The sequence below is a fragment of the Chitinophaga tropicalis genome, assembly GCF_009758205.1.
Taxonomy (GTDB): Bacteria; Bacteroidota; Bacteroidia; order Chitinophagales; family Chitinophagaceae; genus Chitinophaga; species Chitinophaga tropicalis.
Genome location: NZ_WRXN01000010.1, coordinates 215214 through 239812 on the forward strand (window position 1 = coordinate 215214; position 24599 = coordinate 239812).

Below are 24599 nucleotides of genomic sequence, written 5' to 3' on the forward strand. Positions count from 1 at the left end.
ATAAGTGTAGATTTTATAGTTGTTTTACGCTTTACCTTCCACGATCAGTACGATCTCTCCTTTCACTCCTTTTTCACTGAAATAGTCATGTACTTCCTGTAAGGTACCACGTTTATTTTCTTCGAACATCTTGGTAAGTTCGCGGCTTACACAACACTGGCGGTCCGGGCCGAAATATTCTATCATATCTGCGAGGGTCCTGACAAGGCGCTGCGGAGATTCATAAAACACCAGTGTACGCTGGTCAGTAGCCAGCTGGGTAAAAAGGGTATGACGGCCTTTTTTAAGTGGCAGAAAGCCTTCAAAGGCAAACCGGTTCATGGGTATACCGCTGTTCACCAATGCAGGAACAAAAGCAGTGGCTCCCGGCAGGCATTCTACAGGAACACCGGCTCTCACACATTCCCGTACCAGGAGGAAACCGGGATCTGAAACACCCGGCGTACCAGCATCTGTAATAAGGGCCATTGTTTTCCCTGATTGCAATTGCTGGACAAGGTGCTGTAATACTTTATGTTCGTTATGCTGATGGTAGGGTGTGATGGGTTTGTTGATATTATAGTGCCGTAACAGTATACCTGACGTACGGGTATCTTCCGCGAGCACCAGTGAGGCTTCTTCCAGCACTTTCACTGCGCGGTAGGTGATATCGGCCAGATTGCCAATAGGAGAAGGAACAAGATATAGCTTCGACATTGTGATAATTTGGCTCCAAGCCGCAAGCTACCAAAAGTTATAAAATGCAAGAAGCTACAAGACACGACCGCAAGCCGTACCTTGTAGCTTGTAGCTTGCAACCTGCAGCTTATTGAATATTTACTTCAAAAGATTCCATTACCTGGTTAGCCAGCAGTTTCTGACAGGCGTTCTCAGCCAGTTGTTTGGCTTCTTCTTTAGTAGCAGCATCTATCTGCAGTGTAATATGCTTTCCAATCCTTACGTCATGTACATTGCTGATGCCCAGGTTCTTTAAACCACTCATTACCGCCTTACCCTGTGGGTCCAGTAATTCTTTCAGCGGCATCACATTGATATGTGCAGTAAACGTCATTTTTTTAAAATTTTGACGCAAACCTAAGACATAAATCCCAAAAAACAACCGGGATATTCTCTACTTAACGGCATTTCCCGTTGCCGGACGGGTTATTACCGACAATAAAACATAGCATACAAATACGAAAGGCACGGTGGCAAATCCCAGTACAGGAATACCTGCCAGGGCAAGTATCACCAGCAGGAAGCGTGGCCAGTTGTCTGCAATGCTCATATTTTTGATCTTCAGGCTCAGCATAGGCATCTCTGCCACCATCAGGTAACAGAGCACAGCGATGATCGTATATAATACCCAGATATTCTGCAACCAGTGGGCCAGGTTGAACGGATTATACAGTACTATCAGCGGGAAAGAAGCCACCAGCAATCCTACTGCCGGAGTGGGCACTCCTATGAAATTATCTGACTGACGGGTATCCAGGTTGAACTTGGCCAGCCTGTAAGCTGCAAAGCAAGCCACCAGCAATGCCGGCGCCAGGTTGAAGTAAGACACATCAAATACGTCCCTCATGCCCATATAGGCACTACGCAGTAAACGGAACAGCATCATGGCCGGTACCAGTCCGAAACTGATCACGTCTGCCAGGGAATCCAGCTCCTTACCAAAGGGCGACTGCAATTTCAGTCCGCGGGCCACCAGCCCGTCAAAAAAATCAAACAGAGCGGCCAGCACTACCATTGCAGATGCCCAGTATACCGGCTCGGGATTGGTAATAGTATATTCCGCCCCGTTAAATTCCGCGATATACTGTGGCGCATGCAGGATAAATATAACCGCCAGCGCACCACAAAAAAGATTACTAAGGGTAAGGATATTGGGTAGTTGTTTCATTGCATTCAAGCCGATCGTCTATGAAGATACCCTCCATAGACGATCGCATATTTTAGTATTAAATATTTCGTAAATATATATACTATTTCTTCATCAACGCCTCAATCTCATCGGCAGTGATGGGAATATTCTTCATCAGGTCAATGTTACCATTGGCTGTAATCCAGACGTTATTTTCAATACGCACCCCTATCTGCTCTTCTTCTATATAGATGCCAGGCTCTATGGTAAGTACGGAATTTTCCGGTATAGGCTGGAAGAAAGATGGTCCGAGGTCATGCACTCCCACACCCAGGTGGTGAGAGATACCATGATACAGGTATTTGCGGTAAGCCGGCGCTTCGGGGTCCTGGTTCTTAATATCTTCTTCTTTAAGCAGGCCTATCTTCACAAACACTTTTCCTGCCTCCACTCCCATCATTTCATGGTACTTAGCAATGGTCAGTCCCGGCTTCAGAATAGATTTTGCATAATTGTGCAGGTGCAGGCAGGCATCATATATTTCCCGCTGACGGGGGGTAAATTTACCATTTACCGGTACGGTACGGGTCAGATCAGCATTATAACCGCCATAGGCAGCGCCAAAATCCATCAGCACCAGTTCTCCATCCTTACATTCCTGGTTGTTGGATACATAATGGAGTGTACGTGCCCTGTCACCGCTGGCAATAATAGAGCCATAAGCCTCGCCGTCTGACCTGTTCATCAGGAACTCATGCAGGATCTCGGCATGGATCTCATATTCCCATACGCCAGGACGAATGAATTTCAGCAGGCGGCGGAAAGCCTTCTCTGTAATATCCATCGCTTCCTGCATTACTTTGATCTCTTCAGGTGTTTTTACAGCGCGTAATTTTTTCAGGATAACAGCTGCACGCAGGTAATTATGTAACGGATAACGCTCGCGCAGCTCTTCTGCATAACGGTAATCTCTTACCGGTACCAGGCTGGCTTTGCGGTTATTCTCATTGGTGTTCAGGTAAACATTATCTGCTTCATGGATCCAGGTCTGTAATAAAGCATCCAGTGCATCCAGCCATACCACTGTGCTGATGCCTGAAATGGCCAGGGCCTCATCTTTGCGTAAACGGTGCCCGTCCCATTTTTCTTTCAGTTCATTAGGACGTACCAGCACCAGTACTTCCCTGTGTTTCGGGTCCGGGTTATCCGGGTACAGGATCAGCATAGTATCTTCCTGCTCCACACCTGTAAGCCAGTACAGATCATGATTCTGCTGGAATTTGTACAGGGCGTCCCCGTTGGAGGGCACTTCATCGTTTGAATTAATGATAGCAATGGAGCCGGGCTGCATTTCGGCAATAAAACGCTGGCGATTCTTAATGAATATCTGGGAGTCTAGTGGTAAATTTTTCATATGCTTTTTTTACAGTGGTGTCTGTTAATGCGCACCAAACCTACTGAAATTTTTAATAAGCGTCTATCCAGCCCTTAATTACTACCTGCTTTCTGCAATACACATCATAGCATTTTGAATATTTATCAAACAAATAACCATTTAGCAACTACAATTTCTAAATTTCAGCAAAACTGAGGGCCTTAATTTGATAATATCAAAAAAGAACTAGATTTGCTTTATACACCAAAACAATCTTACTATGCAAGTGAGCAGCGTAAGGAATCCTGTTGCCGACCTGTCAGCGTTAGGTATTGTGCAAACTAATCACGTTTATTTCCAGCAGGATCCTGCAGAGCTGGTAATCCAGACAGTGAACCTTGGACAGGGAACGCTCACAGATAGCGGCGCCCTGGCCGTTAACACCGGCAAATTTACAGGCCGGGCTCCCAAAGATAAATTTATTGTGAAAGATGAGCTGACCGCTTCTACTGTGAACTGGAATGACTTTAATATTCCTATCGGCCCCGGCAGCTTTGACAGGCTCTATGAGAGGATTACCCGCTATTTTACAGGAAAAGATGTATGGGTAAGGGATTGTCAGGCCTGTGCTGATCCCGCCTATCGTATCAATATCAGGGTGATCACCGAAACTCCATGGGCCAGCCTGTTTGCCTACAACATGTTCTTACGCCCGTCTGAAGAGGAGCTGGAAGACATACATCCAGACTGGACCATTATCCAGGCACCGGGCTGCCTGGCTGATCCGGCTACAGACGGCACCCGCCAGGAAAACTTTGCTGTGGTGAACTTTTCCCGCAGGATGATCCTTATTGGCGGTTCTGCTTATACGGGGGAGATCAAAAAAGGGATCTTCACTATCCTTAATTATGTGCTACCACAGAACCATGGCGTTTTAAGCATGCACTGCTCTGCCAACCAGGGAGAAAAAGGAGATACTGCTATTTTCTTCGGGCTGAGTGGTACAGGTAAAACCACTCTCAGCGCTGATCCGCGCAGGAAACTGATCGGAGATGATGAACATGGCTGGGCGGCAAACGGCATCTTCAATTTTGAAGGCGGCTGTTATGCCAAGTGTATCAACCTGAGTGAAGAGGAAGAACCACAGATCTTCCACGCTGTCAGAGAAGGCGCATTGGTGGAGAATACCGGCTTTTATCCGGGTACCAACAGCGTTAATTATTCAGACAAGCATATTACAGAAAATACCAGGGTGTCCTATCCGCTGCATTACATCGATAATGCGCTGATCCCTTCTACTGCCGGTATACCTAAAAATATTTTCTTCCTTACCTGCGACGCCTACGGCGTACTACCGCCAATATCCCGGCTCACGCCGGAACAGGCCATGTACCAGTTCATCTCAGGTTATACTGCCCGTGTAGCAGGTACAGAAACAGGAGTTACAGAACCTGTCACCACCTTCAGCACCTGTTTTGGCGCACCTTTCCTCCCGCTGCATCCTGTTCAGTATGCGTCCATGCTGGGAGAAAAACTGCGCGATAACAATGTACAGGTATGGATGATCAACACCGGCTGGACAGGCGGGCCTGCAGGTACCGGTCAACGTATCAGGCTGACATATACCCGTGCTATGGTGACTGCCGCACTGAACGGACAACTGGAAAAGCTGGCCTATAAGGACCATCCTGTATTTGGCGGCTCCATTCCGGAATCCTGTCCCGGCGTACCTGCCTCAATCCTTGATCCGCGCAATACCTGGACAGATAAAGAGGCATACGACAGGCAGGCAAAAGACCTGGCAGAACAGTTTGTCCGCAACTTTGAAAAATATGCCGGACATGCCAACCCCGAAATTTTATCTGCGTCTCCGAGAATTTAACTATATTGAGTGCTCCGAGCCTGCCTTTAAAATTTCCACTACTATTTACAAGTTCTGATCAACACAGGTTTTGCCTGTAGCAAAACAAGTTGCCTGTCAGATATGGCCCTGCGGACTATACCGCTCTTACATTATTTGAGCACGGGGAACTTGTTTTGCAGAACTTGAAAGGAATTGACTACCTTTGCGCATGCAAATTTTAGACGGTAAACTCGTTTCAGCGGCCGTTAAGGCGCAATTAGCAGATAAGGTAACTGAATTGAAGGCTCTTGGCAAAAAGGTACCCCACCTGGCAGCCATCCTGGTTGGCGATAATCCCGCCAGCGAAACATATGTAGCTTCCAAGGTGAAATCCTGCGCAGAAATCGGCTATCACTCCACTCTCCTGCGATTCGATGCAAAAATCTCTGAAAAACATTTGCTGGACAACATTACCATGCTGAATGAAAATGCAGAGATAGATGGTATTCTTGTTCAACTTCCTCTTCCAAAACATATCAGCGAAGAACTGGTGATCAACACCATAGATCCCAGCAAAGACGTGGATGGTTTCCATCCTGTTAATGTGGGTAAAATGGTTAGCGGATTACCCGCTTTCATTCCTGCTACTCCTTATGGTATTATGCTGATGCTGGAACATTACAATGTTCCCACCAAAGGCAAACATGCCGTAGTGATAGGCCGCAGCCACATTGTAGGTACTCCGATGAGCATCCTGCTGAGCCGTAACAGCAACCCGGGCAACTGTACCGTTACGCTGACCCACTCACAGACTACTAACCTGAAAGAGATATGCCAGCAGGCTGATATTATTGTAGCAGCTATAGGCCGTCCTGAGTTCGTTACTGCCGACATGGTGAAAGAAGGTGCTGTGATCATTGACGTGGGCATCAACCGTGTACCGGACGCGACCAAAAAGAGCGGATTTAAACTGGTGGGCGATGTAAACTTCAATGACGTAGCTTCCAAATGCAGCTATATTACCCCGGTTCCAGGTGGCGTTGGGCCGATGACCATCGCAGCATTGCTTAAAAATACTTATCATGCCTCCGTTGGGCAGAAAGTAAATATGAACTAAGGGTCCAATTCATTATAACAAAACATAGCAACTGATTTACTTCAGTTTTTTGTTTGAATCATATTCACAATCAATCCAAACGCTTAATGTCAGACGCAGCTGCGCTTTGCATTAAGCGTTTTGCTTAATTTTGCATTATGTCAGTCATTACAACAGATACATTCACAACCGTTCAGCTGCCGGTCATGGAACGCTTCTACACCATACAGGGTGAGGGCAATTACCAGGGCAGGGCTGCATATTTCATACGCCTGGGCGGCTGCGACGTAGGTTGCCACTGGTGTGATGTAAAAGACAGCTGGGATGCTTCCCGACATCCGCTTATCTCTGTGGCAGACCTGGCTACAGAGGCGGCCAGGTACCCGGGCCGCATTGCGGTTATAACCGGCGGCGAGCCCCTTATGCACAACCTGGACGCCCTTACAGCCGCCCTGCATGAAGAAGGCTTCCGTACACATATTGAAACATCCGGCTCTTCCCCGCTAAGCGGCAATTTTGACTGGATCACCCTTTCTCCCAAAAAATTCAAAGCGCCTCTCCCTGAGATCTGCGGACTGGCCAATGAACTTAAGGTAGTGATCTTCAATAAATCTGACTTTGCCTGGGCCGAAAAATATGCCGCACTGGCTAACCCTGATTGTAAACTCTATATTCAGCCGGAATGGGACCGCGCCCAGCAGATCACTCCGCTGATCATTGATTATGTAAAAGATAATCCCCAATGGCAACTCTCCCTGCAGGTACATAAATACATTAATGTGCCCTGATCAGTGTAAGCACCTGCCACACATCATCTTAAAAATTACATTTGTGGATTTTTTCATATATTGGCCTGCCCAATCCTCCTGATATGAATAAGATCCTCCTAGTACTGAGTTGTCTTGTGTTTTGCCTGGATATGAGTGCCCAGGTGGTAACATATGAAAATGCGAAAAAGAAAGCGCAGAAAAGTTTTGATAATGCCCAGATGGCCGTCCGGGAATACAGGCTGGCAGATGCGATAGATCTTCTGCAGGATGCCGTACGGACAGAACCCGGCTTTACAGATGCCTTCGGACAAATGACCATCACTTATGTAGAACTGAAAAAATATAAGGATGCGATTGCCAGCTTCGAAACACTGAAACAACTGGACAGCGGCGCTACCAGACCAGCACTGATGGCCTATTCCAAGGCCCTGGCAGGAGAAGGACGCTTTAAAGAGGCGCTGGCTAAGATAGAACTGTATATCTCTACTGCTAAAATAAAGAGTGAAAAAGCAGAAGCCCTCAGAGTCCAATATACCTTTGCCGCCGAAGCAGCGTCCAAACCGGTGCCTTTCAAACCCCATAACCTGGGAGACAGCATCAACACCAAAGATCCGGAATACTTCCCTTCGCTTACCATAGATAACCGTACCCTTATTTTTACCAGGCGTGTAAATGGTAAGAATGAAGATTTCTATGTATCTGAGAAAGACGACAGCCTGGGCTGGATGCCGGCCGTAAGTATTGGTCAGCCGGTCAACTCCTCCACCAACAACGAAGGAGCACAGAATATCTCCCAGGACGGGAACATGCTGGTATTTACCGGCTGTGATTTTCCAGGGGGCAGAGGCAGTTGTGATATTTATTACTCTGTGCGTACAGAAGAAGGATTGTGGGTAGAACCTATCAATATGGGCTCTCCTATCAACACGCGTGACTGGGAATCGCAGCCCTGCCTGTCTGCCGATAAATCTACCCTCTACTTTGCCCGGGAAACTGCAGATGCAGGCGCTGAGATCTTCATGAGTAAATTACAGCCTAACGGAAGGTGGGGATTTCCTGAAAGACTGGGCCCAAACATCAATACGCCTGGCCGTGAAACCACACCGTTCATACATCCTGACAACCAGACATTATACTTTGCCTCTAACGGGCATCCCGGATTTGGCGGTATGGATATCTTTTATTCCCGCCGTCAGGCCGATGGCAGCTGGGGACCAGCTATCAATCTCGGATACCCTATCAATACTGTAGATGAAGAAGCCAGCCTGGTAGTAGCTTCTGATGGCAAGACCGCCTATTATGCTTCTGACAGGGCTGACAGCCGCGGACAACTGGATATCTACAGCTTTGAGCTTTATCCTGAAGCAAGACCGCTGAAAACATTGTACGTAAGAGGTTATGTATATGATGCTAAAACACAGCGCCGTCTTGTAGCTGACGTAGAGCTGATAAACCTTGCCACCGGTCTGAACGTAGCGACCATCCGCAGTGATAAAATGGGTAATTACCTGGTACCACTGCCGGTAGGGAAAGATTATGCGTTCAGTGTAAATAAGAAAGGTTATCTCTTCTTCTCTGATAACTTCTCATTGAAGAGCTCCAGCCAGGACAGTTCTTTTGAAAGGAACATTGCCCTGCAGCCACTGGATACCAGCGCTGTACTTGTATTACATAATATCTTCTTCGATACCAGGCAGTATACGCTTAAAATAGAATCTGTTACTGAGCTGAACCGCCTGGTAAACCTGATGAAGGAAAATCCGACGCTTGTCACAGAGATTGGCGGCCATACGGATGATGTAGGTAATGATAAAGACAACCAGCTGTTGTCTGAACGCCGTGCACAGGCTGTAGTGAAATACCTGGTAGAGAAGGGCATTCAGCCGGAACGCCTGCAGGCTAAGGGTTATGGCGAATCGGTACCGGTAGCTGAAAATACAACTGAAGCAGGAAGGGCACAAAACAGGAGAACAGAATTCAAGATACTTAAACTATAAACTGAAGTTTTTCTTAAAAAGAAAGAGGCTGTATTCTTATGTGATACAGCCTCTTTCTTTTTAATAGTCTTTCAGTTGTGTTTTCAGTATTGAATCCAATTCCTGCGGACTACGCTTATAATTATACTGGAACATAGCTGGCAGCCAGTCGCCATACATAGGATTAGGCAATACTATGAACCGGTTACCGAAATCGGCCGCTGATTGCTGCGTTACCTTCTCACGTTCTGTAACAGGCTGTTTATCAAAAATGGCTGCAAAATCACTCAGGTTATCTCCCATCAATAAAATGATCTGATGTGTCTGTGCTACCTGCTGACGGCGGCTTTCCTTACCGGAAGTGGTAGTTTTCAGAAGCAGGTGCTCATTGTCTGCATCCGGGAACTGCCAGTGCTGCAGGTTCTTCAGCGTGGAAGTACGTTCTGTTTCCGCCCTGTTGGTGATATAAAAAACGCGTACACCTTTTGAAGCAGCATATTTCAGGAAAGACAGCGCTCCCGGAACGGTATCTGCCGCGGCTTTATCTGTCCATTCAGTCCATGTTTTATCAGCATATGCCTGTCCGCGTAAAGAAGTGTGTACAGTATACGGACTGTTGTCAAGAATGGTTTCATCAATATCTGTAACTATTGCCACCGGCTTATTACCGGGATGTTGCAGGTTTTCATCCAGCCGCACCTTTGCGATATTATAAGCCTGGAAACACAACGCTTTATATTCAGCCGCCTTTTGCTGCCACAGAGCCGCCCAGGCCGGCCCATAAGGCACCAGGGTTGTTGACGGGGCCTGGGATGTAACGGGCCTGGTGCTTTTGCATGCAGCCATACCTGCAATTAATGTACATGTGAGTAAAAAGTTATTCAGGCGCATAAAGAGTAGGATGTATATTTGTAAATTGTTGTTGACCTCAAAAGTAACGAATATGCAGGAGGAAGTACGCCACCAGTTGGCCCTCACATTAATACCACACATCGGGGATGTTTTGTTAAAAAAGCTGCTTGCCCGTTTTGGAAGCGCCGGTGCTGTTTTTAAAGCTGCAAAATATGAGCTGGAGAACATCACAGAGATTGGCGCAGTCAGAGCTGCGGCTATCAGGAAATTCAATGGTTATGGCCGCGTAGACAAAGAGATCGCTTTCATGGAAAAGTATGGTATACGCCCGGTATTCTATACCGGCGCTGATTATCCTGAACGGTTGCGTCATTGCCCGGACAGCCCGGTGTTATTGTATTATAAAGGAAATGCAGATCTGAATGCCGCGCGTATTGTAAGTGTGGTAGGCACCCGTGCTCCGGGAGAATATGGCAAAACGGTATGCATGCAGCTGGTAGAGCAGCTGGCAGTGCATAATGTGACTGTAATAAGCGGAATGGCTTATGGTATTGATATTATTGCGCATCAGACCTCATTGCAACATGAGACACCTACAATAGGTGTACTGGCGCATGGGCTGGACAGGCTTTATCCACCGTCTCATAAAGCAACGGCTGCCAGGATGCTTGATAATGGAGGGTTGCTCACTGAGTTTATGAGCGGCACCCAGCCGGACAGACAGAATTTTCCCCGCCGCAACCGTATTGTTGCCGGCCTGGCAGATGCTACTATTGTAGTAGAAAGCGGGATAAACGGGGGTTCTCTCATTACTGCCGATATAGCCAACAGTTACAACAGGGATGTGTTTGCAATTCCCGGCCGTATAGGAGACCCGCATGCTGCCGGCTGCCATCACCTGATAAGGACCCATCGCGCAGCGCTGATCACCGGAGCGGAAGATATTATTACTTCAATGGGGTGGGAAGAACAGCAAAGGGTTAGTCCTCCGCCGCAGCAACAGTTGTTTGTAGAGCTGAGCAATGAAGAACAACATATTACGTCACTGTTCTGTGGCGCTGCAGATAAACATATAGACGAGATCCGCAGGGAAAGCTATCTGCCTGTAAGCCAGGTCAATAGCCTTATTTTTCAGCTGGAAATGCATCATGTGCTGAAAAGCCTGCCAGGTCAGAAATACCAGTTAGCAAATTGTTAACAAGGCTTACTATTTTTCTATTTGCTTAAATAGGCGTACATTTGCGTGCAATTATTTAATAACTGACAAATAGTTGCATCATGCCTGCCGGAAAATCAAAACCGAAATTTGTAGAGGACGGACTTACCTTTGATGACGTACTCCTGGTTCCAGCTTACTCTGAAGTATTGCCCAGAGACGTTAACATCACAACGCAACTTACCAAAAACTTACGCCTTAACATACCAATGGTGTCTGCCGCCATGGATACTGTTACTGAAGCCAACCTGGCCATTTCACTGGCTCGTCAGGGTGGCATTGGTATTCTGCATAAAAATATGAGCATTGAAAAACAGGCGGAACTGGTGAGAAAAGTGAAGCGCAGTGAAAACGGCCTGATACTCGATCCAGTTACCCTGCATGCCAATGCAACTATAGGTGAAGCACTGAGGCTGATGAAAGAGAACAGCATCGGTGGTATTCCTATTGTTGATGATCATTCCAAACTGGTAGGTATCCTTACCAACCGCGACCTTCGCTTTGAGAAGAACCTCAAGCGCCTGGTAAGCGAGGTAATGACCTCGCAGAACCTGATCACAGCTCCTGAAGGGACAGATCTGAAGAAAGCAGAGAAAATACTTCAGCAGAACAAGATCGAAAAACTGCCTGTTGTAAGCAAGGGAGGCAAACTGGTAGGACTGATCACTTACAGGGACATCCTGCAGGTTTCCAGCTATCCGAACGCTGTGAAAGATGAATATGGCCGCCTGCTGGTAGGTGCTGCACTGGGTATTACTCCGGATGTGCTTGACAGGGCACAGGCGCTGATCAACGTTGGTGTTGACGTAGTTTGCCTGGACAGCTCCCATGGTCACTCCATTGCTGTTATTAACAGTCTGAAGAAACTTAAAAAGACATTCCCGAAACTGCAGGTGATAGCTGGTAACGTTGCTACCGGCGAAGGAGCGCTGGCACTGGCAGAGGCAGGTGCTGATGCTGTGAAAGTAGGTGTAGGCCCTGGTTCTATCTGTACTACCCGTGTAGTAACAGGAGCAGGTTTCCCTCAGCTATCTGCCGTTCTGAATGCTGCAGAAGCACTGAAAAAGACAGGTGTTCCGGTTATTGCAGATGGTGGTATCCGTTATACCGGCGATATGGTGAAAGCCCTGGCAGCAGGAGCTTCCTGTATCATGGCAGGTTCCATCTTTGCAGGTGTGGAAGAAAGCCCCGGAGAGACTATCATTTACGAAGGCCGTAAATTCAAGTCCTATCGTGGTATGGGATCTCTGGAAGCAATGGTAGAAGGCAGCAAGGACCGCTATTTCCAGGAAGAAGATGATATCAAGAAACTGGTGCCGGAAGGTATTGTGGGCCGTGTTCCTTACAAAGGCATGCTTGCAGAAGTGATCCAGCAGTTTGTTGGCGGGCTTCGCGCCGGTATGGGTCTGACAGGTTCTAAAGATATGAAGGCACTGCAGGCTGCACAGTTCATTAAGATCTCTCCTGCTACTGTGAAAGAGAATCACCCGCATGATGTGGTGATCACAAAAGAAGCGCCGAACTACAGCAGATAAAATAAACTGAATAATAGAAAAGCCTCCCGGAATCCGGGAGGCTTTTTTCATATTAGTATAGTAAATGCGGGGATGTTTTCTTTAATCTGAAATATTCATCCATTATTAACATTCTACCCCTAATTTCGCTCTCTACAGCCCATATCACAAAACACAGATATATGCAAAGATGGCTACCCATACTATTAAGCATAACCGGCGCTCTGCTGCTCTGGGCGGCATGGCCTACCTCTCCCCTTACCTTTCTGATTTTCATTGCCTTTATTCCTATACTCAGGTTATCAGATCTTGTACAGCATAACGGCAAATTCTTCGGTTGCATTTTCCTGACCCTTTTTCTCTGGAACGTAGCCACTACCTGGTGGGTGGGTAATACAACAGTACCAGCCAGCGGACTGGCGGCGAACCTCATCAACACATTAGTGATGAGCGTTCCTGTTTCCGGTTATCACCGCACCCGGAAAGTACTTGGAACAACAGCAGGTTATTTTGCATTGATAGTATATTGGTTAACGTTTGAATACATTCACCTCAGCTGGGAATTCAGCTGGCCATGGCTCAGCCTGGGCAATGCCTTTGCTATGCATCCTTCCTGGGTACAATGGTATGAATATACCGGCGTAAGCGGTGGTACTTTATGGATATTGCTTAGTAATATCCTCATCTACCATACATGGTTACAACGAAAAAACTATCCTGTCAGCCTTCCGCTTTTTCTCTGGAAAACTGCCTGGAAACCGGCATTGGCTATTGTCATCCCTTTATTGCTAAGCAGCCTGGTGACCTATACTTTCAAAGTTCCCGAGGGCCCTTCCGCAGAAGTAGTGATCGTTCAGCCCAACATAGACCCTTACGATAAATTTGCAGACGAAAATGCCAATATGCAGCTGCAGAAAATGATCAGCCTTTCGAAAGAAAAAACTGACAGCAATACAGCTTATATCATATGGCCGGAAACAGCACTGTTTACACGCGGAGCCTGGGAAAACCAGCTCAGCTATGAATGGGAAGTGAAGCAGATCAGGCAATTGCTGTTGCAATACCCACATGCCTCACTGGTAAGCGGCGCCACTACGCTGAAGCGATATAATGAAGCAGACGGCATTCCCAAAGGCTCACGTACTGCAGAAGATGGCACTATCCATTATGATGCTTTCAACTCTGCCATACAGGTAGATACTTCCGGCAATGTACAGATCTATCATAAAGCCAGGCTGGTGCCAGGCGTTGAGATCATACCCTATGTACGCTACCTTTCATTCATGAAAGAACTGGCCCTGGACCTGGGCGGTATCAGCGGTGGCTATGGCATTACGCCTGGTGTGCGTTTGCTGGAAGATACCCGTAAACACATTAATGTTTTACCTGCTATATGTTATGAATCCGTTTATGGTGAATTTGTGGCAGAACATGTACGTAATGGCGCCAACCTCCTGTTCATTGTTACCAATGACGGATGGTGGGGCAATACGGAAGGTCACCGTCAGCATCTGCAATATGCAAGATTACGCGCTATTGAGACCCGCAGATGGGTGGCACGCAGCGCCAATACAGGTATATCTGCCATCATTGACCCGCTGGGGAAAATACAACAGACACTTCCCTACTGGAAAGAAGGTGTTATTAAGGGAACTGTAACACCAGCCGCTTCTTTTACGTTTTATGTAAAATTCGGAGACCTTATCTCCAGGACAGCCATTGCTTTTTGTATCTTGGTAATAGCATTTAGCTTCTATCAGAAGTACACACGTAGAAAACGATTGATCAATTAAGAAACAGGACCTGAGAATATGCGTATTACATATTCTCCAATATATTAAGGTTTTTCCACCTGGTTCTTAATGCCAAAATAAATTTATAATGCCCAATAAACCTTCTGCACAAAATACACATCTAATGAGCAGGCCGGCTGTGCTATTGATCCATGGATTCTCTGAAAATGGGCTTATATGGGAACAACAACTTGACTTCCTGCGCGAACAGTTTTACGTGCTGGCGCCAGACCTGCCAGGTACAGGACAAACGCCATTAACAGCATCATTGAGTATAGAAAGCATGGCAGAATACGTACATGAACTTTTACTGGAGAACGGAATTGAGAAAGCGGTAGTAATAGGCCATTCCATGGGAGGATATGTAGCCCTGGCGCTTGCAGAAAAATACCCTGCCCTAGTACAGGGCCTGGGGCTTTTTCACTCTACTGCCACTCCTGACAGTGAAGAGAAAAAAGAAGCCCGGCGCAAATCTATCACTATGATAGAGAAATATGGCAGCGATGCTTTCGTTAAACAGACAATGCCTAATATGTTCAGTCCTGCATACAGAAAAGAGCACCCTGAACGTGTAGAGGCATATATCCGGTTATGCTCACAATGCCCGCAACCATCGCTGATAGCCTACTATGAAGCTATGATGCTACGCCCTGACCGGACTGCCGTATTATCATCCCTGAAGGTACCAGCCCTGTTTGTGATAGGAAAAGATGATACAGCCGTACCACTGCAAAACATCCTTCCACAGGTATCCCTTCCTGCCGTAAGTGATATCAGGATATTTGAAGATACAGGCCACATGGGAATGTGGGAAGTGCCGGAAGCCAGCAGACTGTTATTACAGCAGTTTATTCTTTTTTGCCAACAATATTGACCGTGAAAAAAACCCTTATACTGCTTTTAATTCTTGCCAGCGGATTAATATCGCGGGCCTCCCACATAATCGGAGGAGAGATGTTCTATAAATACATCTCCAAAACCTCTACCACTGTCACCTACCAGGTAACATTGAAGCTGTTCCGCATATGTGACCCTGCGGGAGGGAATGTAGCAGCTATGCCGTCTTCTGTTTTTTTCACTGTTTACAGCAAAGACAATAACAGTCAGTATACATCAGTGCTTGTAAACCGTTCCAGTATTGAGAACAGGAACCTTGGACAGGTAGATCCCTGTATTGTCAATCCACCTACTGTTTGTTTCCAGATAGGCATCTATACTACCACCATCACGGTACCTATTAATAACTCCGGTTATACCGTAGCCTTCCAGAGCTGCTGTCGTGATAACACCATGGCCAACCTGGTAGATACGCGTAACCCGAACGACGAACAGAACTATCCCGGCAATGGCGCCACCTACTTTACCGAATTCCCTGCCAACGCAGGCATTGTCGATAACTCCAGCCCTTACTTTGCAAAAGACGAAGCTGTGCTTGTTTGCGCCAACAAGAAATTTGAATACGACTTTTCTGCAATCGATCCTGATGAAGGCGATAGTCTTGTATATGTGTTCTGCAATGCCTATGGCGGCGGTCAGACCACTAACGGAGCAAACGGTAATACTACCCCACCTCCGGCAGCAGCACCTCCTTATTCATCTGTACCATACAAAAGCCCTTATACAGGCTCTACTCCTCTGGGAGCAGGCGCCACTATCAATTCCTCCACAGGTATGATCTCAGGCACCGCGCCTCCGGCAGGTAAATATGTATTGACAGTCTGCGTATATGAATACCGTAACGGCACATTATTAGGCATTCACCGTAAAGACTTCCATCTCAACGTTACCACCTGCGTGAAGGAAGTTGTTGCCGCTATGCCTGATACATATAACGACTGCTCCGGTTATACCATTACTTTCCTTAACAACAGTACGGAAGGTAAAACGTACGACTGGGACTTCGGAGATGGCACTACAACACAAACTACCAGTACAGATCCTATACAACATACTTACACACAACAGGGCACGTATACAGTAAAGCTATATGTAGAAAAAAACAGCAACTGTGGCGACAGTGCTACCGCTACTGCCTACGTATACCCGTTACTTGATCCGAAAGTCAGTATCACCGGTTTGTGCAGTAATACTATTACAAGCTTCACCAACAACTCTACTACTTCAGGCGCAGGTGATGCTATCACTTATTTCAGATGGGACTTCGGTGTAAGCGGTACCAATGCAGATACCTCCCTTTTGAAGACTGCCCAGTACCAGTATCCCGGCCCTGGCAACTATGACGTTGTACTTCAACTGAAGACCAGGAGAGGCTGTGAACGGTTTGATACCAGCCATATTGTGATCTACGATAATCCGCCACTCACTACCACCAGCGATACCCTGCTCTGTATCCGCAACTCGCTCACCCTTTTTGCGGAAAGCGTAGTAGATGGTAATGTAGTAGCAGGTACCTATGCCTGGACACCTAATTACAATATTGTCAATGCCAATACAGCTACTCCTACAGTCAGCCCAAAACTGGATACAGCGTATACTGTACACTTTACCGATGCTACCGGCTGTTCCAACTCCAAAAGAGTGGCTATAGACATAAGAGACACGCTGCTGGTGAAAGCCAGTGTAGACAGTACGGTATGTACCGGCGATGAGGTGCATCTCGTTGCATATGCAGACGGCAATTATCCGCTTACCTGGTATGATGCTTCCAGCAATACACAGGTAGGCAGCGGGGCAGACCTGTATATCACTCCCCCGGCTCCCAACGCTGTTTACGCAGTTGTGGGCGACCTTGGGGACTGCAGCGGCTATGATACCACCAGGCTGACAGTGGTAGATCCTCCTGTAGCAGATGCAGGTGAGGATGCCACCATTTGCTACGGAGAACAGGTTACCCTCCAGGCTTCCGGTGGTACGACTTACAGCTGGACACCCGCTGCTACGCTGACCACTCCCAGGCAGGCAACCACTGTTGCCAAACCATTGGACACTACAGCTTATGTTGTAGCTGTAACAGATGTTCAGGGTTGTCCGAAGGTAGTGACAGATACAGTTGTGATCAATGTAGTGCCTCCCGTGCCGGCCTTTGCCGGTAATGATACCATCGTGATCCTCAATCAGCCGTTCCAGCTCAATGCCAGTGGTGGCGTGAGATACGTATGGACGCCTGCTGATGGGCTTGACGATCCTAACGTCTACAATCCTGTCACCACTCTTAATCGCGATATAACCTACACTGTTACCGTCTATACGGAAGAAGGCTGTTCCGGCACAGACAATATTCATGTGCGCTTCATTGCCGGTCCGGATATTTATGTCCCGACAGGATTCTCTCCCAACGGGGATGGTAAAAATGATGTTTTCCGTCCGCTGCCTGTAGGTATTGTGCAGCTGGAATACTTCCGGGTGTTTGATCGCTGGGGAAAGATGATGTACAGCACCAGTCAGTATCTTAAAGGATGGGACGGCAATTTCAACGGACAACCTGCTGCTATCGGCACCTATGTATGGGTAGTGCAGGGTAAGAATACTAACAACGAAACAGTGCAGAGAAAAGGTACAGTTACACTCGTCAGATAGTACATCCAACACAGTTAATCACATACTTTCAACTGTAAAGAACTATTGTACAACTACTTCTCAAAGTAGCGTGAATACTGAAGAATTTCATTTTAAGGAACGCTTTTTTTTCCGTAAATTCCTATAGGAAAGTCTTCATTTTGCTATTTACCCCGCTAGATGTACAGGTTCTTAATTCTGGCTATTTGCTGCGGACTATTCCACGTTAGAGCAGTCTGTTACCATATTATTGGTGGGGAGATCTACTATGCTTATATAGGAACAAATGCTGACGGCACCAACCGGTACGTGATCACACTTAAACTTTACCGCGATGCCGATTTTACCTGTGGCGCTATCCAGGGATGCCTGGACCATTTTGAGAACCCCGTTCCTATCAATGTCTATACATCTACCGGTTCACGCGTTTATACCGGCATCCAGATATCGATCGTACAGACAAAATCATTGCGGGATACGCTTAAGAATCCCTGCCTTGCTCCACGTACACAAAACCTGGAAGTAGCCTACTACCAGGATACCATTACCCTGGCACCCAATTTCGGCGGATATTATGTTACTTATCAGCGTTGCTGCCGTGGGGAGAAGCTTGCCAATATCTACGATTCAGAACATGAAGGTTCTACTTATTATACGGTGATCCCCGGGTCTGAAAAAAGAGCTACCAACAGCAGCGCTTATTTCCGGCAGGACGGCGCTATTGTGATCTGCAACAGTCTGCCCTTCACTTACAGCTATGCGGCTTACGACCCGGATAACGACAGCCTCACTTACAATCTCTGCAATGCGCTAACCGGTGGCGCTGCCCGTAATGAAGGTGCGGCAACCAATCCGCCTCCATATAACGCCACAGTAGATTACATCACTCCTTATTCCGGCGCCAATCCAATGGGTGGCGCTCCACAGATATCTATAGATAATAATGGTATGCTGCAGGGCACTCCCAACCGGGAAGGCAAATTCGTTGTATCTGTCTGCGTCAATGAATATGACCGGCGAACGAAAGTCCTGCTGGGAACCCATCATAAAGATATACTGCTGACGGTTTTCAACTGTAAAACCAATATACAGGCAGGATTTCCTTCTGTCCTGCAAAACTGTGTGGCTGCTCCTGACCTCGGTGTTATGATGCCCAACTACAGTAACGCCGGCTATACATCAGCATATTACTGGGACTTCGGAGATGGTACAGATACGCTGACATATGACCGTACCATCTTTAAACATCAATTCCCTGATACAGGGATTTATAAAGTGAAGCTGGTGGTAAACCCCGGCCTTAGCTGCACAGACAGTGCTGCAGGGCTGGTATACAATTATCCCGGATTGGCGGGCGACTTCACCGTGCAGGGACTCTGCAAGGGAGAAGTGGTCCGCTTCAGCGATATTTCTACCTACACCTACGGCAATATCACTGAACGACGATGGAACATTGGACAGGACAGCGAAGATATTCTTGGCGCCTTTACAGGCACTAATATCAACTATGTATATCCTAAGGGAGGAGTATATACCGTTGCCCTGTCCATCTATACCAACCGATCGTGCAGCACAACTATCACCAAAGACATCATGATCTATGAAGTCTCGCCCTCTGCGGGAAATGATACTGTACTGGCTAAAGGACAGCTGTTACAGCTAAATGGTTCCGGCGGAGAGTTCTATAGCTGGTCGCCACCGGATGGTTTGAATAGCACCGGTATTCCCGATCCTGTCGTAAAATGGGACCAGGATATCACCTATACCCTGACAGTCTCGAATACCCAGGGATGTATAGGATATGATACCATCCGTGTTAAGTATTATACCGGCCCTGAAATGTATGTGCCCAATGCTTTCAGTCCTAACGGAGATGGTCAGAACGATCGCTTCCGCTTCATACCTGTAGGTATTACTGACTACTATTTCTTCCGGATATTCAACAGATGGGGGCAGGAGGTTTATTCTTCTACTGATTTCCGGAAAGGATGGGACGGTACAATCAAAGGCTCTCCAGCTCCTGTAGATACCTACATATGGATCCTTTCCGGTAAAGATCTGAACGGACAGACAATTTTACGCAAAGGCACTGTAACTTTGGTGAAGTAAATCACGGACTTTATTATGGCGATAGTTCTTATTACCGGCGCCACTGCCGGCTTTGGCGAGGCATGTGCTAAAAAATTTGCGGAAAACGGTTATAACCTGATCATTACAGGACGCAGACAGGAAAGACTTTCTCAATTACAGCAGGAGCTGGAAAAACAATATGAGATAAAAGTACTTCCCCTCTCTTTTGATGTAAGAGATGAACAGGCGGTAAGCAGTATCCTGGGTGGTATCCCCGAAGAATGGAAAGCTGTGGATATCCTTATTAATAACGCCGGACTGGCGCTGGGCCTGAGTACCATAGATGAAAGCGCATTGTCAGACTGGGACACGATGCTGGACACTAACGTAAAAGGCCTGTTATATGTATCCAGGGTAGTAATGCCCTGGCTGAAAGCACGCAGCAAAGGACATATCATAAACCTGGGCTCAACAGCAGCCAAAGCGGTATATGCAAAAGGCGCCGTTTACTGTGCATCCAAAGCTGCGGTAGATTCTATTTCCCAGGGCATGCGCATAGACCTGCTACCTTATCATATCAAAGTAACTGCTATTCACCCCGGTGCGGCAGAAACAGAATTTTCAATGGTACGTTTTAAAGGAGATTCTTCCCAGGCAGATAACGTGTATAAGGGCATTAAAGCGCTCAGCGCAGAGGATGTAGCAGATACTATCTATTATTGCGCCAGCCTCCCGGCACATGTCTGCATCAACGACCTGGTGATCACCTGCACGCAGCAGGCCAATGCGTATTACACTTACAGAGAGTAAAAATTAATAATATAACACTTAGATGTTATTCCATGAATAATTATTTCTATATATATTTGAAGCACTAACGTTCGTGAAGAATAATTGTGATGTAACAATGTGGGGATGAGTTAACTAACTATGAATCTATTAACGTACAACGTTTGTCCTGATGCTGACTATCTATCCTAAAAAACCATATCCCTATGCTTACATTTGCAACACTGTATTTGTTGCGCCTCTACTACCCAAGGTGGAAAGCAGAGTGGCGCTTCTACTCCGACAGATCTAAAAGGAATAACTACGGTCGCTGGGCAACACGCCAGGATTGGGCCGGAGCTTTTAGCTACTGAGAAATGTATCGAAAAAAGCCGTATCAGTCTGATACGGCTTTTTTCATTCAAACAGGCGGTAACATACCTGTTCGCTTTCCCCTGTCCTCTTTGTATATGCAATCAGTGCTGTATGCTTATCCACTCCCTTTATTACCGGAAATGTCACATACAATGAATCGGCAGTCAGCGTGCCTGTTTTCAGCACCTCTCCTGTGCCTTTCCTGACCTGGAAGCCAATCCGGCTGTTAAAGGTCTTTCCCGCTTTCACCGGTTCATCCCATACCATCATTACCTGTTCATTGCCTACTACCGTTATCTGCGGATGTTTAGCCATAGGCATTGTACTAACCTGTTCTTTATGGGTATAGGTAACACCATTGTCCAGGGAACGGCAGTAGAACACACCCTGTCCGCCACCCATGGTAAACCAGGCAAAATGGAGCCCTTCACTGTTCTTTACCATAGCAGGGCCGGTATGCGGACAACCGCGTACTATCCAGTTATCTGCGCTGATCCTTTTTAATGGCGTGAAGGAAGCACCTCCGTCTGTCGATACCGTATGCACCATATCCCTGATAGAATCGTTGATAATGTCCCGGAAAGCAATGTGAACAGCTCCCTTATCATCTGTATACAGGTCTGTACGGCAACATTGACAAACAGTCTGCGCCACAGGACGTTCCTGTCTGAAACCATTGTGCCCGTCTGTTACAGCAAAATAAAGAGTAGAGCCTTCATTTTCCGTTTCCTTGCGGTTGTCCAGCCATATAGCGGCAGCCTCTCCGCTGGAGAGGAGCGCCATATCGAAATACCGCTGGTCGTAACTGCCGGTATCTGTTACCAGCGGTTGTGCAGGCAGCCAGGTTTTCCCATTATCCAGGGAACGTGTATAAAACACCCTTCCTGCGTATTTATTCCTTGCATCGTTCTGTTCAACCCCATACATTGCAATGATCTCTCCATCGGGCTTAAAAACCATTTTAGGCATATTCTCTGCATGCGGTAATACCCCCCGGCTTTCCGGCACCGGTAATGCAGCAGAGAAAGACCTTCCTTTATCTTCAGATACAGCATAGTATATCAGGCCGGTATCTGTACCTCCTTCCGTTTCTATCCAGCTCACAGCAATCTTACCATCTGTTGTAGTGGTGATAAAAGGGCAGGAAGCATCCCTGCCAGCAAATGATAATACCCGTTCTTTATCATCAGGTTGATGGCATGCTGTAAGGCATGCCGACAATAAGATCCACCAATGTCTGTTCTTCATCATTATTGTTTTTTACCTCTGAAAGTATATGCCACTCCGACATTGAAGGTGCGTTTCGGACCTGGCCTGTATGTTGTGCTGTAAGTTGTTTTTTCTGCAGTTGTAGCATAGATGGCATCTGCGGCATTACGGCAATTCACCCAGCAGTCAATATTCCGCCAGCTATACCCTGTGCGGAAATTGAACAGGTCATAGCCTTTGTAATACTGTGTATTCTGAGGGTCCATATAATAACGGCTTACATGCTGCCATTCTCCCGCCAGCCTGAATCCTTTGAAGAAAGCAGGCTTCCAGGTGATCTCACTGTTGGCGATCACTTTAGGCGCACCGCTCATCTGGTTACCGTCATACACTGTTCCTTTCTCTACAAACTCATTGAAGAAATGCTCTGCATATTGTCCGCTTACCCGCAGCCAGATTGAACGCAGTGGTGAATAACGAACATTCCACTCTATTCCACGGTGGGTAGTGCGGCCGGTATTCCTGTTCTCATAAGATCCATCATCCAGTTTTACACTGATGATCTCATTAGTACCTTTCATCTCATATACACTAACATCCACATATCCTTTATCATTTGCAAAGCTGAACCAGCCGCCGGCTTCATAGTTACGGTAAGTGGCCTGTTTCAGCACAGGTACTTTTACGCCCCTGTACAGTTCAGAGATATTGGGAGGTGCAAATCCTACACTATAGTTTGCATACATACCGCGTGTCCTGCCAAAATCATAGGTCAATCCCAGCTTTGGCGTGAAGGCATTAAAATGATTACGCTCATCCGGCGCACCTGTGAATGCTGATGGTGTAAGGTGATTATCAAAATCGTAATCCATCCTGTCATAACGCACTGCAGCTACCAGCTTCAATCCCTGCATCAGTTCCATATCAAATTGTGCATAAGCAGCTGTGTTCAGCAAGCCTACATGGTAATCAGTGAGAGCAGAATCTGTTTTTGTATAACCTGTATAATATCCCTGGGCATTTTTTGTTACATCAATAAATTCAGCGAAGTAATTAGCAGGGCTGTAATCTGCGCTGATACCGGCTATCAGCGATGCGTTCCGCCAGCTGAACTGTTTCCGGTGCTGTAATATCAGGCCATAGCTGCTGAAGCTGTCATCATTGATCTCGCCGGTAGCTTTCAGCGGATCTGATAAATTCTTAAGTGCGTAAAACGGGTTCTGTCCTATACTGTTATTCCTGAAGAAGAAGGTGGCGGTAGTACGGTCAGAGCTGTTCCATGTATGCTCCAGCGTACTCCTGTAACGGAATGCGTTCACCTTACGGTAAGAGAAGGTTTGAAAATTGCGGTAGTCTTTTCTGAAGAAATGAGCGCTGTCCAATCCGCCTACCTGGTCTGTATAATAATTTACAAGTGTCGCAGCATTGATCCATTTTGTATGTTCACTGACCTGGTAATCTGCCCTGAGTGTAAAAGCCAGTTTATGAAAATCGCTGTGGTCCATGTAGCCATTGCGCTGATCAGCATAATAGCCGCCCATGCTGATACCTACTTTATTAAAGGTATTGGAGGCACTGAAGTCAGTGCGTTTATACCCTCTGTCACTGATCTCTGCCTGTACCTTAGCAAAAGGTTGTAAGGAAGGTGCAGCAGTGATAAAGTTAACAGCCCCGCCAACAGCCTCACTTCCATAGAGTGAAGAAGCCGGCCCTCTGATCACTTCCACATTACGCAATGCTGCCATGTTGATCTCTATCAGTGCATTGTGATTAAAGTCTCCTGTGGTACGGATGGGAATACCATCTTCCATATAAAGGAACAGGCTCTTATATCCTATAGGCTGACGGATGGCCATGGTATGCTGTTCATTTCCCAGGTCTACCATATATACACCGCTTACTTTATTCAGCAATTGTTCCAGCGAAGTTGCTTTGGTATCTCTGATCTCCTGCGGGGAAATAGTGCTGATGGCTACAGGCGCATCTGTACGGTTCTGCCTGTCGCGGCTGGAAGTAACGATCAGTTCATTCAGGCTTGCCGTAGCAGGGGTCAGTGCTACAATGAAAGGCGATTGTTTTTGTATGGCCACCTTCCTGGCACGATAGCCTATAAAGGATGCCTGTATAGAATCTTCTGCACACTTACAGTTAGCCGGTAATGTAAACCTGCCCTGGGCGTCTGTATGGCAACCGTTTTTACAGCATAACAGCTGAATGGTAACACCCGGCAGCACCTCACCGGTTTGTGCATCAATCACACGGCCCTGCATCTGCGCATGCGATTGTAAAAAGAACAATACTCCTGTTATTAACGATATAAAATATTTCATGATCCTGTATAAGTTCGGGTACGGTTGTTCAACCTGTCCGGCATGCGGGT

The 24599-nt window shown here is 46.8% G+C and carries 18 protein-coding genes; 11 read left to right on the top strand and 7 right to left on the bottom strand.

Features of this window, described 5'->3' with window-relative positions; genetic code table 11:
• Positions 1 to 24 precede the first annotated feature (24 nt).
• The 4 genes from rsmI to GO493_RS21335 form a co-directional block, all read right to left on the bottom strand.
• The gene (gene rsmI, locus GO493_RS21320; RefSeq protein ID WP_157308260.1) at positions 25 to 696 is read right to left on the bottom strand and encodes a 16S rRNA (cytidine(1402)-2'-O)-methyltransferase; all 672 of its coding nucleotides are present in this window, start codon (positions 694 to 696) and stop codon (positions 25 to 27) included.
• A 109-nt stretch (positions 697 to 805) separates the two neighbouring features.
• A complete protein-coding gene (purS, locus tag GO493_RS21325) occupies positions 806 to 1051 on the bottom strand; it encodes a phosphoribosylformylglycinamidine synthase subunit PurS (protein ID WP_157308261.1) in 246 nt (81 codons plus the stop codon).
• 60 nt (positions 1052 to 1111) lie between these two features.
• Entirely contained in the window at positions 1112 to 1885 is a 774-nt protein-coding gene (locus tag GO493_RS21330; protein WP_157308262.1) for a CDP-alcohol phosphatidyltransferase family protein, read from the bottom strand.
• An 82-nt stretch (positions 1886 to 1967) separates the two neighbouring features.
• A complete protein-coding gene (locus tag GO493_RS21335; RefSeq protein WP_157308263.1) occupies positions 1968 to 3260 on the bottom strand; it encodes an aminopeptidase P N-terminal domain-containing protein in 1293 nt (430 codons plus the stop codon).
• Positions 3261 to 3501: 241 nt separating this feature from the next.
• Between GO493_RS21335 and pckA the strand changes: the two genes are divergently transcribed.
• From pckA to GO493_RS21355, 4 genes are all read left to right on the top strand, one after another.
• A complete protein-coding gene (pckA, locus tag GO493_RS21340) occupies positions 3502 to 5103 on the top strand; it encodes a phosphoenolpyruvate carboxykinase (ATP) (protein ID WP_157308264.1) in 1602 nt (533 codons plus the stop codon).
• Positions 5104 to 5293: 190 nt separating this feature from the next.
• Complete coding sequence (folD, locus tag GO493_RS21345) at positions 5294 to 6181, top strand: bifunctional methylenetetrahydrofolate dehydrogenase/methenyltetrahydrofolate cyclohydrolase FolD (RefSeq protein ID WP_157308265.1); 888 nt, start codon at positions 5294 to 5296, stop codon at positions 6179 to 6181.
• A 137-nt stretch (positions 6182 to 6318) separates the two neighbouring features.
• Positions 6319 to 6948, top strand: a complete 630-nt coding sequence (locus GO493_RS21350; protein ID WP_157308266.1) for a 7-carboxy-7-deazaguanine synthase QueE — start codon at positions 6319 to 6321, stop codon at positions 6946 to 6948.
• Between the two features lie 83 nt (positions 6949 to 7031).
• The gene (locus GO493_RS21355; protein ID WP_157308267.1) at positions 7032 to 8927 is read left to right on the top strand and encodes an OmpA family protein; all 1896 of its coding nucleotides are present in this window, start codon (positions 7032 to 7034) and stop codon (positions 8925 to 8927) included.
• 60 nt (positions 8928 to 8987) lie between these two features.
• On the opposite strand, the gene GO493_RS21360 is transcribed toward GO493_RS21355, so the two are convergent.
• Entirely contained in the window at positions 8988 to 9752 is a 765-nt protein-coding gene (locus GO493_RS21360; RefSeq protein WP_232538921.1) for a 5'-nucleotidase, lipoprotein e(P4) family, read from the bottom strand.
• Between the two features lie 97 nt (positions 9753 to 9849).
• Here GO493_RS21360 and dprA point away from each other — a divergent pair, with 97 nt between their 5' ends.
• The 7 genes from dprA (at position 9850) to GO493_RS21395 (ending at position 20677) form a co-directional block, all read left to right on the top strand.
• The gene (dprA, locus tag GO493_RS21365; protein WP_157308269.1) at positions 9850 to 10956 is read left to right on the top strand and encodes a DNA-processing protein DprA; all 1107 of its coding nucleotides are present in this window, start codon (positions 9850 to 9852) and stop codon (positions 10954 to 10956) included.
• A gap of 80 nt (positions 10957 to 11036) precedes the next feature.
• The gene (gene guaB, locus GO493_RS21370) at positions 11037 to 12509 is read left to right on the top strand and encodes an IMP dehydrogenase (protein WP_157308270.1); all 1473 of its coding nucleotides are present in this window, start codon (positions 11037 to 11039) and stop codon (positions 12507 to 12509) included.
• A 161-nt stretch (positions 12510 to 12670) separates the two neighbouring features.
• A complete protein-coding gene (gene lnt / locus GO493_RS21375) occupies positions 12671 to 14281 on the top strand; it encodes an apolipoprotein N-acyltransferase (protein ID WP_157308271.1) in 1611 nt (536 codons plus the stop codon).
• A 124-nt stretch (positions 14282 to 14405) separates the two neighbouring features.
• On the top strand, positions 14406 to 15155 hold the full coding sequence (locus GO493_RS21380; RefSeq protein WP_157308272.1) for an alpha/beta fold hydrolase: 750 nt from the start codon (positions 14406 to 14408) through the stop codon (positions 15153 to 15155).
• 80 nt (positions 15156 to 15235) lie between these two features.
• The gene (locus GO493_RS21385; RefSeq protein WP_157308273.1) at positions 15236 to 17818 is read left to right on the top strand and encodes a gliding motility-associated C-terminal domain-containing protein; all 2583 of its coding nucleotides are present in this window, start codon (positions 15236 to 15238) and stop codon (positions 17816 to 17818) included.
• A gap of 159 nt (positions 17819 to 17977) precedes the next feature.
• Positions 17978 to 19906, top strand: a complete 1929-nt coding sequence (locus GO493_RS21390; RefSeq protein ID WP_157308274.1) for a PKD domain-containing protein — start codon at positions 17978 to 17980, stop codon at positions 19904 to 19906.
• Between the two features lie 15 nt (positions 19907 to 19921).
• Entirely contained in the window at positions 19922 to 20677 is a 756-nt protein-coding gene (locus GO493_RS21395; protein WP_157308275.1) for an SDR family NAD(P)-dependent oxidoreductase, read from the top strand.
• A 375-nt stretch (positions 20678 to 21052) separates the two neighbouring features.
• Here the strand turns inward: GO493_RS21395 and GO493_RS21400 are convergent, their stop codons facing one another.
• Together GO493_RS21400 and GO493_RS21405 are read right to left on the bottom strand one after the other, a co-directional pair.
• A complete protein-coding gene (locus tag GO493_RS21400; RefSeq protein ID WP_232538924.1) occupies positions 21053 to 22258 on the bottom strand; it encodes an exo-alpha-sialidase in 1206 nt (401 codons plus the stop codon).
• A gap of 2 nt (positions 22259 to 22260) precedes the next feature.
• Complete coding sequence (locus GO493_RS21405; protein WP_157308277.1) at positions 22261 to 24549, bottom strand: TonB-dependent receptor; 2289 nt, start codon at positions 24547 to 24549, stop codon at positions 22261 to 22263.
• Between the last annotated feature and the right edge of the window lie 50 nt (positions 24550 to 24599).